Annotated in this window: 15 protein-coding genes; 4 read left to right on the top strand and 11 right to left on the bottom strand. The window is 74.9% G+C overall.

Going from position 1 to position 14,067, the window contains the following annotated elements; genetic code table 11:
- Nucleotides 1-2: 2 nt before the first annotated feature.
- A complete protein-coding gene (locus tag FH715_RS26570; RefSeq protein WP_139649796.1) occupies nt 3-1,052 on the bottom strand; it encodes a zinc-binding dehydrogenase in 1,050 nt (349 codons plus the stop codon).
- Between the two features lie 114 nt (nt 1,053-1,166).
- On the opposite strand from FH715_RS26570, the gene FH715_RS26575 reads away from it, so the two are divergent.
- On the top strand, nt 1,167-1,853 hold the full coding sequence (locus tag FH715_RS26575) for a class I SAM-dependent methyltransferase (protein ID WP_139649798.1): 687 nt from the start codon (nt 1,167-1,169) through the stop codon (nt 1,851-1,853).
- On the opposite strand, the gene FH715_RS26580 is transcribed toward FH715_RS26575, so the two are convergent.
- Both FH715_RS26580 and FH715_RS26585 read right to left on the bottom strand, forming a co-directional pair.
- The gene (locus tag FH715_RS26580) at nt 1,831-2,634 is read right to left on the bottom strand and encodes an alpha/beta fold hydrolase (protein WP_246108999.1); all 804 of its coding nucleotides are present in this window, start codon (nt 2,632-2,634) and stop codon (nt 1,831-1,833) included. The two genes, FH715_RS26575 and FH715_RS26580, sit on opposite strands and share 23 nt — an antisense overlap.
- Nucleotides 2,631-3,110, bottom strand: coding sequence for an SRPBCC family protein (locus FH715_RS26585; RefSeq protein WP_139649802.1), 480 nt, complete (start codon nt 3,108-3,110; stop codon nt 2,631-2,633). The genes FH715_RS26580 and FH715_RS26585 overlap by 4 nt, the downstream gene beginning before the upstream one ends.
- 16 nt (nt 3,111-3,126) lie before the next feature.
- Here FH715_RS26585 and FH715_RS26590 point away from each other — a divergent pair, with 16 nt between their 5' ends.
- Nucleotides 3,127-3,459, top strand: a complete 333-nt coding sequence (locus tag FH715_RS26590; protein WP_211367781.1) for an ArsR/SmtB family transcription factor — start codon at nt 3,127-3,129, stop codon at nt 3,457-3,459.
- Here FH715_RS26590 and FH715_RS26595 read toward each other — a convergent pair.
- From FH715_RS26595 to FH715_RS26610, 4 genes are all read right to left on the bottom strand, one after another.
- A complete protein-coding gene (locus tag FH715_RS26595; RefSeq protein WP_139649805.1) occupies nt 3,450-3,629 on the bottom strand; it encodes a hypothetical protein in 180 nt (59 codons plus the stop codon). The two genes, FH715_RS26590 and FH715_RS26595, sit on opposite strands and share 10 nt — an antisense overlap.
- A 47-nt stretch (nt 3,630-3,676) precedes the next feature.
- Entirely contained in the window at nt 3,677-5,506 is a 1,830-nt protein-coding gene (locus FH715_RS26600) for a carbamoyltransferase family protein (protein WP_139649808.1), read from the bottom strand.
- Between the two features lie 4 nt (nt 5,507-5,510).
- Entirely contained in the window at nt 5,511-7,742 is a 2,232-nt protein-coding gene (locus tag FH715_RS26605) for an iron-containing redox enzyme family protein (RefSeq protein WP_139649810.1), read from the bottom strand.
- A 186-nt stretch (nt 7,743-7,928) separates the two neighbouring features.
- The gene (locus tag FH715_RS26610) at nt 7,929-8,981 is read right to left on the bottom strand and encodes an SGNH/GDSL hydrolase family protein (RefSeq protein WP_211367782.1); all 1,053 of its coding nucleotides are present in this window, start codon (nt 8,979-8,981) and stop codon (nt 7,929-7,931) included.
- A gap of 442 nt (nt 8,982-9,423) precedes the next feature.
- Here FH715_RS26610 and FH715_RS26615 point away from each other — a divergent pair, with 442 nt between their 5' ends.
- Nucleotides 9,424-9,852: a hypothetical protein gene (locus FH715_RS26615; RefSeq protein ID WP_139649812.1), complete on the top strand. Its 429-nt coding sequence runs from the start codon at nt 9,424-9,426 to the stop codon at nt 9,850-9,852.
- Between the two features lie 15 nt (nt 9,853-9,867).
- On the opposite strand, the gene FH715_RS26620 is transcribed toward FH715_RS26615, so the two are convergent.
- The 4 genes from FH715_RS26620 to FH715_RS26635 form a co-directional block, all read right to left on the bottom strand.
- A complete protein-coding gene (locus FH715_RS26620) occupies nt 9,868-10,263 on the bottom strand; it encodes a hypothetical protein (protein WP_139649814.1) in 396 nt (131 codons plus the stop codon).
- Between the two features lie 213 nt (nt 10,264-10,476).
- Nucleotides 10,477-11,316 (bottom strand): P-loop nucleotide/nucleoside kinase family protein, encoded by an 840-nt coding sequence (locus FH715_RS26625; RefSeq protein ID WP_139649816.1) that lies wholly within the window; start codon nt 11,314-11,316, stop codon nt 10,477-10,479.
- Nucleotides 11,317-11,318: 2 nt separating this feature from the next.
- A complete protein-coding gene (locus tag FH715_RS26630) occupies nt 11,319-12,083 on the bottom strand; it encodes a glycosyltransferase family 2 protein (protein ID WP_139649818.1) in 765 nt (254 codons plus the stop codon).
- Between the two features lie 185 nt (nt 12,084-12,268).
- On the bottom strand, nt 12,269-13,066 hold the full coding sequence (locus FH715_RS26635) for an SDR family NAD(P)-dependent oxidoreductase (RefSeq protein WP_139649820.1): 798 nt from the start codon (nt 13,064-13,066) through the stop codon (nt 12,269-12,271).
- Nucleotides 13,067-13,207: 141 nt separating this feature from the next.
- Between FH715_RS26635 and FH715_RS26640 the strand changes: the two genes are divergently transcribed.
- Nucleotides 13,208-14,047, top strand: coding sequence for a helix-turn-helix transcriptional regulator (locus tag FH715_RS26640; RefSeq protein ID WP_139649821.1), 840 nt, complete (start codon nt 13,208-13,210; stop codon nt 14,045-14,047).
- Nucleotides 14,048-14,067: the final 20 nt, after the last annotated feature.

Consider the following 14,067-nt stretch of genomic DNA (forward strand, 5'->3'; position numbering starts at 1 on the left):
GCTCAGGGGTGCAGGACGATCTTTCCGACGTGGCCGCGGCCGGCGAGTTCCCGCTGCGCCTCGGCGGCCCGCGCGAGGGGGAAGGTGGCGGCGACCACCGGCTGGATCGCGGCCTGGCGGGCCAGGTCCATCAGGAGGGCGAAGTGGGTGGGGGTGTGCATGGTGGAGCCGACGAGCCGCAGGTTGTGGAGGTAGAGGCGGCGGATGTCGAGGTGGGTCCGGTAGCCGCCGAGGGCGCCGGCGACGACCCAGCGACCGCCCTCGCGCAGGTGCGGCAGCTGGTCGTTGAGGAGGTCCCCCGCGACGACGTCGAGTGCGACGTCGATGCCTCGCGGGGCGGCGACGCGGAGTGGGGGGCCGAGGTCGAGGGCGCGGTCGAGGACGGTGTGGGCGCCGGCCGCGCGGACGGCGTCGGCCTTGGGGGCGCTGCTGACGGCGACGACGTGGGCGCCGCGGGCGCGGGCGAGTTGGACGAGGGCGAGGCCGACGCCTCCTGAGGCTCCGGTGACGAGGGCGGTCTCGCCTTCGCGCAGCCCGCCGCGTTCGATCATGCCGAGTGCGGTGCCGTAGGCGGTGGGGAGGGTGGCGAGTTGGTCGTCGGTGAGGGGTGAGGCGGTGGCGTCGTGGGCGCGGTGGGCGGGGGTGGTGACGAACTGGGCGTAGCCGCCGTCGCGTTCGCTGCCCATGAGGCCGACGGGGTGGGCGTGGGGGCCCTCGCCGTCGTAGAGGGCGGGGTCGACGACGACGCGTCGGCCGAGGAGGGCGGGGTCGACGTCGGGGGCGAGGGCGGCGACGCGGCCGGCGACGTCGGCGCCCTGGATGCGGGGGAAGTCGATCGGGCCGCGCCAGCCGGAGGGGGCGTGGGGGTCGTCGGGGCGGCCGTAGGCGCCTTCGCGGGTCCACAGGTCGGTGTTGTTGAGGGCGACGGCGGTGACCTCGACGAGGACCTCCCCGGGGCCGGGGGTGGGTACGGGGACGTCGACGTGTGCGAGGACCTCGGGTCCTCCGTGGCGGGTGAGGTGTACGGCGCGCATGGTGGTGGGCGGGGTCATCGTGCGGGCCTCCTCGGGTTATACCGGTCTGTGAACCCCCGCCACGGTACACCGATCGGTAAAGGTCTGCCGGGTGGCTCCCCGCACCGCAGGAAGCCGCTCTAGGATGGCCCGATGCGTGAGGACCAGAATGAGGAACGTTCCGTCGACCGGCCGGCCGATCTGGACGTGGTGCGGGAGTCGTACGACCGGGTGGCCGACAACTATGTCCGGCTGGTGGAGACGACGGGGATGGGGGACGTCCGCCGCGATCCGTGGCTGAGGGCGGCGATCGACGCGTTCGCCGCCTCGGTGGACGGGGTGGGGCCCGTGCTGGACGTGGGGTGCGGGCCGGGGACGGTGACGGGGTATCTGGCGGAGCGCGGGGTGGACATCTCGGGTGTCGACCTGTCGCCCCGGATGGTGGAGCACGCGCGGCGGCTGTACCCGGGGTGCCGTTTCGAGGTGGCGTCGGCGACCGAGTTGGAGCTCGGCGAGGCGTCGTTGGGCGGCGTGCTCGGCTGGTGGTCGTTGTTCAACCTGCCGCGGGAGGTGCTGCCTCGGGTGCTGGGGCGGTTCGCGCGGGCGTTGCGGCCCGGCGGGTGCCTGATCACGGGCACCCACGTCGGGGAGGGCGACCTGCGGCGCACCGAGGCCTACGGCGGGGTGCCCGTGGAGTGGACGACGCACAGGTGGCGGCCGGAGCGGCTGGTGGCCATGGTCGAGGAGGCCGGGCTGCGCACGGTGGCCGAGCTGCGGCTGCCGGCGAGCGAGCGGAACGGCGGCCCCGGGGTGGTCGTCATGGCCGAGCGGCCTCGTTGAGGAAGTCCAGGACGAGGGGGCTGGCCACCGCGCGGAACTCCTCGAAGTAGGCGTGGCGGGCGCCGGGGATCAGGTGGAGGCGGGCCCCGGGGATGCGGGAGGCGAGGAGGGGGGCGTTGGCGGTGGGGTTGAGCAGGTCGTCGGCGCCGTGCACGACGAGGGTCGGGGCCTTGATCTCGGGGAGGAGGTCCCAGGCGTCGTGCCGGTTGCTGGCGGCGAGGTGCTGGCGGCGGGCGTGGGCCGGCATCGCCGGGTCGCCGAGGGTGTGGTGGGGGCCGGGGTGGGTGGCGAGCCAGTCGGGTGTGTACATGAGGTGGCGGAGGGCGTCGCGGGCGGTGCGGGCGTCGGGGTGGGCGAGGGCCCGGCCGGTGGCCTTGTCGCGGGCGACGCCGTGCCGGCCGCCGGGCGAGGTGCAGCCGAGGACGAGGGCACCGACGCGGTCGGGGTGGCGGGCGGCGAGTTGCTGGGCGACGCGTCCGCCGAGTGAGGTGCCGTAGACGTCGGCGCGGTCGATGCCAAGGGCGTCGAGGACGGCGACGACGTCGGAGGCGAGGAGTTCGGTGGTGTAGGGGTGGTCGGGTTTGTCGCTGTCGCCGGTGCCGCGGTAGTCGAGGGTGAGGGTGGCGCGGGTGGCGTGGAAGTCGGCGCGGACGGGGTCCCACCAGTGGTGGTTGTTCTGCTGGCCGGACAGCAGGACCAGCGGCGGGCCCTCGCCCTGGAGCTGGTGGGCGATGCGGGTGCCGTCGGCCGCGGTGGCGTGGGTGCGCGGGTGGGGTGTCAACGGTAGAAGCCCTCGCGGAGGTTGATGCCGTGTTCGGTCCATGCCTTGAGGGCGGCGAGCATCCCGGTCCAGCCCTCGCAGTTGCCGAAGGCGGACCTGGCGCCGTCGGGGGTGGGGCGCCAGGAGGTCTCGGTGATGGTGACGAGGGTGCGGGCGCCGGAGTCGATGGGTTCGAACTCGAAGACGACGCGGGTGGTGCCCTTCTCGGCGGTGGCGGCTTCGGCGTCCCACTCGATGACCAGGCGCCGCGGCGGGTCGGCCTCGACGACGGTGACGGGGAACGCGCCGGGGAAGTCCGCGAAGTCCCAGGTGACTTCGGCGCCGGCTTCGAGCCGGCCGCGGGCGCCGCCGGTGGTGAAGTAGCGGGAGAGCTGGGCGGGGTCGGCGACGGCCTCGTAGACGTCGGCGCGGGGGCGGGCGATGCGCCCGGAGACGGTGAAGGACAGCTCGGAGAGCGCTGACGCATGCGAACTCATGTTGTATTTTTACAACATGAGTGGTTCGGTCGACAAGGACGCCGAGGACGATCGCGTGTTCAAGGCCCTGGCCTCGCCGGCGCGGCGGCGGATGCTGGACGTGCTCAGGGCGGCCCCGCGCACCACGGGTGAGCTGTGCGCGGCGCTGCCCGAGCTGGATCGCACCACCGTGTTGCAGCATCTGCGGGTGCTGGAGCGGGCGGAGCTGGTGGCGGGGCGGCGGGTCGGGCGCGAGCGGCATCTGTCGCTGTCGCCGTTGCCGATCAAGCGGGTCCACGACCGGTGGATCGCCGGCTACATGACGGCGGCCGTCGCGCTGCTCGCGGACCTGGAGCGGCCTCAGCGGTGACGGTCGCCTGAGCCCTGGCCGGTACTGATCCAGTAGCTGCTGGCGGCCCGGTCGGGGCGGCGGCGCAGCGGGTCGCGCAGCAGGCGGGTGACCAGGCCGGCGGGGACGACGACCAGCGCGTACAGCACGGGCAGCAGCAGTCCTGCCGCGGCGCGGCGGAGGGTGGGCATCGGCGGTTCCTCTTCTTCCTCGGGACGGGCGGTGGCCGGCACTTCGCTCAGTCGAGCGGGATCTCCTCGCGCCAGTCGCCGCTCTCGGTCCACTCGGGCTGGTCGGCCTTGTGCAGCAGGAAGCCGCCGAGGGCGAGGGAGTCGATGCGGGTGCGCATGAAGCAGCGGTAGGCGTCCTCGGGCGTGGCGACGATGGGCTCGCCGCGCACGTTGAACGAGGTGTTGACCAGCACCGGGCAGCCGGTCAGCGCCTTGAAGTCGGCGAGCAGGCGGTGCAGCACCGGGTGGTCGGCGCGGTCGACGGTCTGGACACGCGCCGAGTGGTCGACATGGGTGACGGCCGGGATGGTCGAACGGGTGGCGCGCAGCCGGTCCAGGCCCCGCGCGTCCTGTTCGCCGGGGGCGGTGCGCCGCTGGGCCTCGGTGAGGCGGGCGACCAGCAGCATGTAGGGGCTGGGCTGGCCGAGCCGGAAGTACTCCTCGGCGTCCTCGGCGAGAACGATCGGCGCGAACGGGCGGAACGACTCGCGGAACTTGATCTTCTGGTTCATCACCGACTGCATCGCCGGGTCGCGCGGGTCGCCGAGGATGGAGCGGCAGCCCAGGGCGCGGGGGCCGAACTCCATGCGGTCCTGGAACCAGCCGACGACCCGGCCCTCGGCGAGTTCGGCGGCGACCTTGCGGGAGAGTTCCTCGGGGGCCAGCCGGGTGTGGGGCAGGTCGTGGTCGTCCAGGTAGCGCTGGATCGCGTCGTCGTCGAACGCCGGGCCGAGCCGGGCGCCGCGCATCGCGTCGCGGCCCCGGGCGGGGTGGGTGCGACCGGCGGCGGCCGGGGCGGCCAGCAGGGCCGCGCCGAGGGCGCCGCCCGCGTCGCCGGCCGCGGGCTGGACCCACACCTCGTCGAAGACGCCCTCCTCGACGATGCGGCCGTTGGCCACGCAGTTGAGCGCGACGCCGCCGGCCAGGCAGAGCCGGGACTCGCCGGTGCGCTCGCGCGCGGTGCGCGCCAGCCGCAGCATGATCTCCTCGGTGACCAGCTGCACGGAGGCCGCGAGGTCGAACTCCCGCTCGGTCAGGGGCGCCTCGGGTTCGCGGCGCGGGCCGTCGAAGAGTTCCTCGAAGGCGCGCCCCGTCATCACCCGACCCAGCAGGAACGCGAAGTAGCGGGTGTCGAGCCGGAAGGAGCCGTCCGGCTTGACGTCGACCAGCCGCTCGCGGATCAGGGACGCGTAGCGGGGCGTGCCGTAGGGCGCCAGGCCCATCAGCTTGTACTCGCCGGAGTCGACCTTGAAGCCGCAGAAGTAGGTGAACGCGGAGTACAGCAGCCCCAGGGAGTGCGGGAAGCGCAGCTCGGCGAGCGGTTCGACCCGGTCCTCGCGCCCGTGCCACAGCGAGGTGGTGGCCCACTCCCCCACCCCGTCGACGCACAGGACGGCGGCGGACTCGTAGGGGCTGGGGAGGAAGGCGGAGGCCGCGTGGGACTCGTGGTGCTGGTAGCAGACCACCGGTGGCACGGCGCCGAGGTCGAGGGCGCGCAGCCGGTCGGCGACGGTCTCGGCGGCGCGCCGCTTCCACGCCAGCCACTCGGGCAGCACCCGGCGGAAGGTCCGGTAGCCCCGGGGCGCGGTGCCGATCTGGGTCCACAGCACGCGGTGGAACTTGCGGCGCGGGTCCTCGTAGTAGGCGACGTGGTCCAGGTCGTCGAGCTTGGTGCCGGCCTCGGTGAGGCAGTAGGCGGCGGCCAGCGCGGGGAACGCGGGGTCGTGCCGGCGCCGGCTGAACCGTTCCTCCTGGGCGGCGGCCACGATCGTGCCGTCGTCGACGAGGGCGGCGGCGCTGTCGTGGTAGAACGCGGAGATGCCGAGGGCGCTGGTCATGGGGTCACCTGTTCTCCCGGGTGGTTCCCGGGGTGCCGGGGGCATCGCGGTGGGCGCGGCCGGAACGGGAGCGCAGCGCGGCGTAGAGGCGGGCGGCGGTGGTCGTGGGCGGGTTGAGGGAGCGGTAGCCGACGCGGACGCGTTCCCAGACGGCCTGTTCCTGGTGGGGTCCGACGAGGCGCGGAAGGTCGGCGAGATAGCTGTCGATGGCGTCGACGGCCCAGGCGGAGTGGCCGGTGGCGACGTTGTCGATGGTGTTGTGCAGGTCGACGAACTGGGTGCTGTAGCCGTGGTGGCGCAGGGCGAGGGAGGCGCTGCGGTAGCCGCCGCCGACGCCGGAGAGTTCCATCGCGAGGTTGAGGCCGAGGATCTCGGGCTGGAAGGTGCGGGGGAAGCGGCTGATGCTCAGCCAGTAGACGGGGGTGGCGAACGAGGCGTCGCGGAAGCCGGGCCAGGTGCTGAACTCGGGGGCGTCGGTGGCGGGGAGCGTGACGCCCATCTCGGCGAGCAGGGCCCGGTAGATGCGGGGGTGGTTCCACTCGCTCTCGCCGTTGCCGAGTTCGTCCCAGTAGGTGCGGAAGAGGAAGTGGCCCGAGGCGGCGGAGGCGTGGTGGTGGTCGGTGAAGCCCTGGAGCCAGCCGCCGTCGATCATGATGAGGGGGGCGAGTTGCAGGGTGGAGTCGACGAGTTCCTCGCGGGTGGGCAACGGCGGTGCGGCGGCGTCGTGTTGTTCGGCGTGCTGGTCGTGGGCGGCGGCCAGCCAGTCGCGCAGCCCGGTCTCGCGGTCCCAGCGGGCGGGGAGTTGGCCCGGGGCGTGGCGCAGCCGGTAGCGGGCGCGGGTCAGCCAGCGGGTGGTGTAGTCGTGCGCGAAGCGGCGCAGGGCCGGGGAGGTGTGCCGGTGGAGCAGCGCGTGGTAGGCGGCGCGGGGTGAACGGTGGTCGAACGCGGCGGGGTCGTCGGGGTCGGCGGCATCGGCCGTCGCGGGCTCGGGGTCCGGGGCGGGGGCGGCGGGGAGGTTCCAACGGTGGCGGGCTTCGGCGAGGGCGCGGTCGGCGGCGCGCGTGCCGCCGGGGGTGAGCGTCCCGCGCAGCTCGTCGCGTGCGGGGAGGCGGGCGATCCAGCGGCGGAGGGTGGCGGTCTCGTCGTCGGTGAAGACGCGGAACATGGGGCCGCGCGCGTCGATGAGGCCCCGGACCAGGGGGCTGGCCTCGGGGCGGCCCGGGCGGACCAGGGGGCTGCGGGCGAGGGCGTCGAGGAAGGGGCCGGGACCGTCGTCGAGGTGCTGGAACCAGTCGGCGAGGGGGCGTCCCGCGAGTTCGTAGCCGGAGTGGTAGACGGCCGCCGGGCGGGCGCGGGTGTGGATGAGGCGCCAGACGCCGTAGTCGGGATGCTGGGTGAGGGTGGTCTCGGCGAGGAGGTCGTCGCTGAAGCGGGTCAGCTCGCGCAGGGCCCAGGCGTGGCCGTGGTGCAGCCGGCGGGCGGCGCCGGGCGCGGTGTCGGGGTGGGGTTCGGCGAGGAGGGCGCGGGTGGCGGCGGTCGAGAGGGCGAGGCCGGTGGCGGGGTCGCCGGCGCGGGCGGCGCCGGGGTCCAGGGCGCGGGCGGCGGGCGCGTCGAGTTCGTTGCCGGTGAGCGCGGCGAGGGCCGGGAGGAGGCCGGCGGCGCGCAGGCACAGGTCGGCGCCGAGGATCTCGGGCCGGAACCGGTCGGGCAGCCGGCTCATGGCCAGCAGGGTGCCGGGGAGGCGGAAGCTGGTGGTGAGGAGGTGTTCGCTGGCGGCCAGCCGCATCCCCGGGGCGGTGGGCTCCAGTTGGTGGCGGGCGAGCAGGGCGCGGTAGTCGGCGCCGCGGTGGGCGTCGGGGAGGCCGACGCCCAGGTCGGAGGCGTAGAGCGCGAGGGCGGCGAGCGCGGGTTCGGTCTCGGCGTTGCCCGCGCTGGTGAGCCACTGGAGCCAGGCGCCGGTACTCAGCGCGAGGGGGGCGGTGTTGAGCAGCACGCAGCGCGCGGCGGGTGCGCGGTGCTCGCCGGTGAGGGGGTCGAGGACGGCGTGGAAGCGCCGGGTGGTCTCGGTGCTCCAGTCGCGGGCGGCGGCGACGAGGGCGTCGGGGTCCGGGGTGGGCTCGTCGTCGGGGGGCGGGGCGCCGAGGGCGGCGCGCAGCCGCTCGGGGGCGCGGGGGTCCAGGGGGAGCGGGCCCTCGGGGTCGAGCGCGCGGAGGTAGAGCGCGCGGTGGTCGGGCATGGCGGCCTCCGCCCCGGGGGTCAGTTCATCGGGTAGATGGTGTTGTCGCCTCGTCGCTGCTTCCGTTGGCGGCGGCGTCGGAGGAACGCGGCGATCCTGCGGAACATCGGGGGGCTCCTTCTTCGTCGGTGCGGGGGCTGCGGGGTCCTGGCGGTCGTGGCGGCGGGTCATGGTGTGCGCGGCCGGTCAGGGGCGGGGCGCGGGCCGGGGGTCGGCGAGGCCCAGGCGGGTGCGGAGCAGTTCGGCCGTGGTGCGGTTGCCCTGGTCGGTGAGGTGGACCAGGTCGAGGAAGAGCCACTGGTCGGCGGCGGGGCCGGTGCCGAGTTCGGGGTTGAGGTCGAGGAAGGGCAGGCCGCGTTCCTCGCAGGCGGCGCGCAGGCCGCGCGCGTAGCTCTCGTGGGTTTCGGGGTCGAGCACCAGGGAGAACAGGCCGTCCCACAGCCGGCCGCGCTCCTCGATGAGTTGGCGTTCCTCGTCGGTGTAGGGCTTGCGGGTCCATGTGGAGACGGGTTGGAGCGCGAAGTGGACGCGGGCGCCGGTGGGGGCGGCGAGTTCGGTGAGCCGGTCGAGGTCGCGGGCGACGGTGCGCACGGCGAGGTCGACGCGTTCGGCGGGGGCGAGGATCTCCGGTTCGGTGTCGGCGGTGTCGTCGCCGCGTCCCAGGATGCGCTGGGTGGCTTCGGTGAACCGGGCGAGCAGGGGCCGCGGTTCGGACGGTTCGGGCAGGCCGAGGCGCCGGGCGAACGCGCCGGAGAAGAAGAACTGCCCGTAGTCGCGGTCGGCGCCGGGGAGGCCCGCCAGGACGAGGGTGTTGAGGCCGGAGAGGACGACGATGTCGCGGACGGCGGGGAGTTGGTGGCGGTGCAGGAGGAAGAGGACGGCTTCCTGCGTGGAGTTGAAGCCGTTGCAGGCGAGGTTGAGCCAGGGCACGGCGTCGGGGCCGGTGGCCAGGTGGGAGGGGATGGTCTCCTCGTCGGTACTGGCGCCGAAGCCGAACGCCGGGGAGCCGCCGAGCAGGACGCTGACCTCGCCGTCGGGCAGGTCGCCCATCAGCGAGCAGGGGCCGGCCGGGCCGTGGCTGACGCGGAAGCCGCCGGGGTCGGTGTTGACGACCGGTGAGGTGTAGTCGCCGTTGGCGAAGAACATGAGATAGGGAAGCCAGCGAATTCCGTCGCCGCCGCCCGCCATGAGCTTTTCGTATTCCTTGCCGCGTTCGGCGACCTTTCCGAGGTCCTGCATCGCTTTCCCCCTGTTTTCCACCCGCGTGTGCGCGGGTGGGAGTTGCGTCGGCGGCGGCCACGGGAACGCGGGCGCTTGGCGTGCCGATCTCCCGCCGGTTCTGGTGCACCCGTATTCCGCTCGTTCTCAGGGCGGGGCGGGAAGAGACATGCGGGGAACCGTAGCAGTGGCCCCGGGGGGTGACAACGCGTCTTCTTCCGATTTCCCGTTTCCAGGGGGACCCCCTTTTCGCGGCGCGAAATCGTTCTCCGGAAAGGGGGCGGAGGGAAATATTCCGCGACGTCTCGGCGGGCCGGTAGGGGTTGTCACGGATTCCGGTGCGTGCTATTCGAGCGGCGCGGTGGCCCGAGGGGCGGCGCGGGCCCAACGGACGTGTGGGGCACGGGGGTTGTCCGGGCGGGGTGCCCGGGTGCCGCCGGTGGGGGCGTGCCAGGATTCCGTCATGACACGACCCGATCGCCTGCGCGACATGGCACAGAAGGACGAGGACCCGGCCGCCGTGATCTGGGAGCGCGCCGCGGCGCGCGGAAACGAGGCGGCGGAACGCGGGGAGCGGGAGTTGGCCGCCGTGTTGGCCGTCCACCACCTGGTGTGCGACGGCGGGGTCGGGCACGCCGTCGCGGTGCTCCGTCAGGGCCAGTTGTCGGCCGCCGCGGAAGGCGCCGCCTATTTCGGGCTGACGCGGCTGGCGGCGAGTTTCGACGGAATGGCGCTGGCGTGCGCGTCCGAGGAGGTGTACGACTTCGCCCGCAGCGGGCCGCTGCTCGACCGGTTGGAGGAGGAGTACGACGCGCGGACCGAGGGGGGGCGGATCCTGTGGGCGCTGCGCCGGAAGTTCCGTGCGTCGCCGGAGGATTTTCCCCCGGGGTGATCGGGGTGAGGGCTCTCAGCGGGGCGGGGTGGACCAGACGGAGAGGGTCTCGGTGGCGGGGTGCGGGGCGACGTGCAGCCCGGCGGCGGTGAGGACCTCGCTCAGGGTGGCCTCCATGCCGTCGTCGACGGCGAACATCAGCCGGGCGGTCGGCCCCGCGCCGCCCTCCTGGTCGACGGTGTCGTAGAGGGCGGGCGGCGCGTGCCAGGACAGGGCGACGTGGTCGGCGGGCTCGGGGGCGTTCATCGGCCGGCCGTCGCCGCGGGTGAGGAAGACCCCGACGTCGTCGTTCTCGTGCGCCAGCGGCAGCCCGACGTGGCGGAGGACATCGCTGACCCGCTCCACGAGGTCCGCGGGCAGCCGCTGGTCCTCGGGAGTCCACACGGGGTCGCCCTGGGGTGTTGTCTGCATGGGTCTCATCCTGACGCAACGGGCGCACGGCGCGCAGGAGTTTGCGGTGGCGGGGCGGGCGGCGCGGGCCGGGCGGGCGCCGGGTGGCGCCCGGCGCCGCTGGTCAGGGCGGGGCGCGGCGGCGGTCGGCGGGGGCGGGTTCGGGGCCACCGGACGGAGTAGGTGTGCTCCGGCGGGTGTTGACGGCGGCCCACGGGCCGCGAGCCGGCCCGTTCAGGGCGGCGGGGCGTGGCCGGGGGCGAGGAGCGGCGCGTCGGGGAAGTCGGCGACGGGGATCTCGATCCGCTCGTCGCAGTCGGGGCGGGCGCACTCGCAGGAGAACGGCAGGACCGTGGTGGTCAGGTCGCCGAGCCGGCGGGCCCAGGCGCGGGTGTAGAACGTCTCGTACTGGGCGACGACCGCCAGGTTCGCGTGCCGGATCAGCTCCGCGCGTTCGACGGCCGAGGAGGCGCGGGGGCCCCGGGCGAGCACGTCGGCGAAGCGGGCCTCCACCTCGGCGACGGTCTCGGCGACGCCGAGGGAGCCGTCGACGGTCAGCGTGGGCGCGCCGGCCCGCTCCACCTGGGTGGCGATCTCGGTCAGCAGCCGCTCGTAGGTCTCCCCCACCCCGCCGTCGATGCCCCGCTCGCGCAGCCTGGCCCGTTGCAGCTCCGGGGTGGGCATCAGCCAGACGGCGCGGTCCCGGGAGGCGACGATCCGGGGGGTCACGGGGGTGCCCTCGGCGACGGTCAACGGGGCGGGCGGCAGGGCGCGGACGTCGTCCAGCACCATCGGGCCGCGCTCGTGGTGCAGGGACATCGCGACGCGCTCGGCCATGGGCGCGGACCAGCGCTCGGGGATGGGCAGGCGTTCGTAGCGGATCGCCGCGGGGTGGCCCGCGGCGACGGCCCGGTCGCGGTGGTGCCAGGTGCGGGCGTCGGCGTTGTACCAGCGCAGCCCGTGGCGGCGGGCGAGGACGCGGGCGACGGTGGTCTTCCCCGCGCAGGGCGGGCCGCCGATCCACAGCACGGGCGGCGGGGTGTCGGAGCGGTCGGCGGGGGTCGTGGGGCGCACGGTCACACCACCGCCGGCTGCTCGGGCTGCCACTTCCAGCCGAGTCGGCGCAGCGCGTCGGCCCGTGCGATGACGGTGGCCATGCGCGTCGCCTTCTCCTCGGCGTCGTGGTAGGCCGGGTCGGCGGTGGACTGGCCGGGGTGCTTGCGGTAGATCTCGCCCGGTTCGGCCTGCATCAGGCCGCCGGACAGGGCCTCGGCGGCCAGCAGCGGGCCGACGTCCTCGTAGGCGGGCAGGGCGGGCCAGCCGCCGATGGCGACGAGCAGCGCGGTGTAGACGGTGAAGGTGGTGCCCATGACGGGCAGCACGCCGACGCGGGCGCCGTCGACGAGAAGCTCCGGTGGCAGGGGGCCGGGCGGCGGGTCGCAGGGGCCGGGGACGAGCCGGCCGTCGGGGTGGAGGTCGAGCGCGGGCGCGACGGTCCAGGCCAGGTCGGGGTGGGCGGCGAGCGCCTCGATGTCGCGGGCGAGGGTGCGTTCGTCGGGGAGGAGGTCGTCGGCGTCCAGGGTGCGGGTGAGGACGCCGGCCGCGCGGTGCAGCGCGAGGGTGCGGGCGCGGGCCGCTCCCCCGGCGCGGCCGGCGCCCGGGGATATCCACGGTTCGTCGGGCAGCGCGGCGAGCGGGCCGCCGGTTCTGCCGTCCTCCTGCACGACCCACTGGAGGTCCCATCCGTCGGGGAGCCGCTGGGCGGCGACGGAGCGGTGGGCGTCGGGCAGGTAGGGCTCACTCCCGCCGTGGACGGGGGTGATCACGGATATGGTCGGCAACGGGGCCCACCTCCAGCGTCGGGTGCCGTCTGTCCGCCCGGGGGCGGCGGCGAGGACGCCTCCCGCGGGAGGGCGTCCGCGGAGGTGAACGGCTCTTCCCCCGTGGGCGCCGCCCCACGGTAGCAACCCCCGATCCCCGCTCCGCCTGCGGCTTTACCGACCTCGGCGGGCGCCGCCGGGAACGGTCAGAGGCGGAAGCCGCCGCTGGCCTCGACGCGTTGGGCGGTGATCCACCCGGCGCCCTCGCCCGCGAGGGCGGCGACGGCGGGGCCGATGTCGTCGGCGTGCGCGACGCGGCCGAGCGCGGTCCGCTCGCTCATGGCGCGCTGGATGTCCTCGCTGGCGCGGAGGTAGCCGCCGGCGAAGTCGGTGGCGACGGGCCCCGGGGCGACGGTGTTGACGGTGATGCCGCGGGCGCCGAGTTCCTGGGCCCAGTAGCGGGTGAGGACCTCGACGGCGCCCTTCATCGCGGCGTAACCGGCGTAGGGCGGGGTGACGAAGCGGGCGAGCCCGCTGGAGACGTTGATGACGCGTCCACCGTCGGCGAGCAGCGGGGCGGCGCCCTCGGGTGCGGTGGCGACGGCCTGGGTGAGGAGGTAGACGCCCTTGACGTGGACGGCGAAGAGGCGGTCCAGCTCGTCCTCGGTGGTGTGGCCGAGGGTGGTGTCGCCGGAGGAGCCCGCGTTGTTGACGAGGATGTCGAGGGTCTCGCGGCCCCAGGTGGCGTGGACTGCCTGGCGCAGCCCGGCCGTGAAGTCGTCGAACGTGTCGGTGCGGGTGGTGTCGAGGTGGAGCGCGACGGCGGTGGCGCCCTGGGCGCGGACGGACTCGACGACCTCGCGGGCCTCGTTCTCGTGGGAGCGGTAGGTGAGGACGGCGTCGGTGCCGGTGGCGGCGAGGGCGGTGACGACCGCCCGGCCCAGTCCGCGGTTGGCGCCGGTGACCAGGGCGATGCGGCGGCCGGTGGTGGGGGCGGTGCTCATGGGTGCCTCGTTTCGGTGGGTGGTGGGTCCGTGGACTGACGTTCTCCAGCGTGGGCGGGGCGGGCGGGCGCGGCCAGCGGACGTCGACCGGGGGGTTGGCGTCCCCTGGGTCGGCGGGGCGGCGGGGCGCAGACTGGGGGGATGGATCTTCGGGAGTTGGGGGCGTTCCTGCGGTCGCGTCGGGACGGGGTGCGGCCCTCGGACGTCGGGTTGCCCACCGGGCCGCGGCGGCGGGTGCCGGGGCTGCGGCGGGACGAGGTCGCCTCGTTGGCGGGGGCTTCGGTGGAGTACTACACGGAGGTGGAGCGGGGCGGCGGGGCGCAGCCGTCGGAGCAGATGCTGGCGGCGTTCGCGCGGGCGCTGCGGCTCTCGCGGGACGAGCGGGACCACCTGTACCACCTGGCGGGGCGTCCGCTGCCGTCGTCCGGGGGCGCGGCGGCGCATGTGCACCCGGGGATGCTGGATCTGCTGGACCGGTTGGCGGGGACGCCGGCGATGGTGATCACCGATCTGCACATGGTGCTGGTGCAGAACGCGTTGGCCCGTGCGCTGGTGGGCGACCAGACGGGTGGGGCGTGCCAGGTGTACCGCTGGTTCACCGATCCGCGGGCGCGGCTGCTGTATCCGGAGGCGGACCACGCGCACCACTCGCGGGTGATGGTGGCGGATCTGTGGGCCGCGGTGGGCCGCCGCGCGGAGCGTACCGGGGAGGCGCACGCGCTGGTGGCGGAGCTGACGGCGCGTTCGGCGGAGTTCACCGAGCTGTGGGAGCGGCGGGAGGTGGCGGTGCGGCGCGGTGACCGGAAGCGGATCGTGCACCGTTCGCTGGGGGTGTTGGAGGTGAACTGCCTGACGTTGGCGAGCGAGGACGGGCGGCAGCGGCTGCTGTGGTTCACGCCGGTGCCGGGGACGGCGGCGGTGGCCGGGTTCGAGTTGCTGCCGGTGGTGGGGACGCAGGAGCTGGGTGCCGGGAGTCCGTGAGCGGGCGGGGCGGGTGGCCA

This window comes from Streptomyces sedi, from assembly GCF_006335015.1.
Classification (GTDB): Bacteria; Actinomycetota; Actinomycetes; order Streptomycetales; family Streptomycetaceae; genus Streptomyces; species Streptomyces sedi.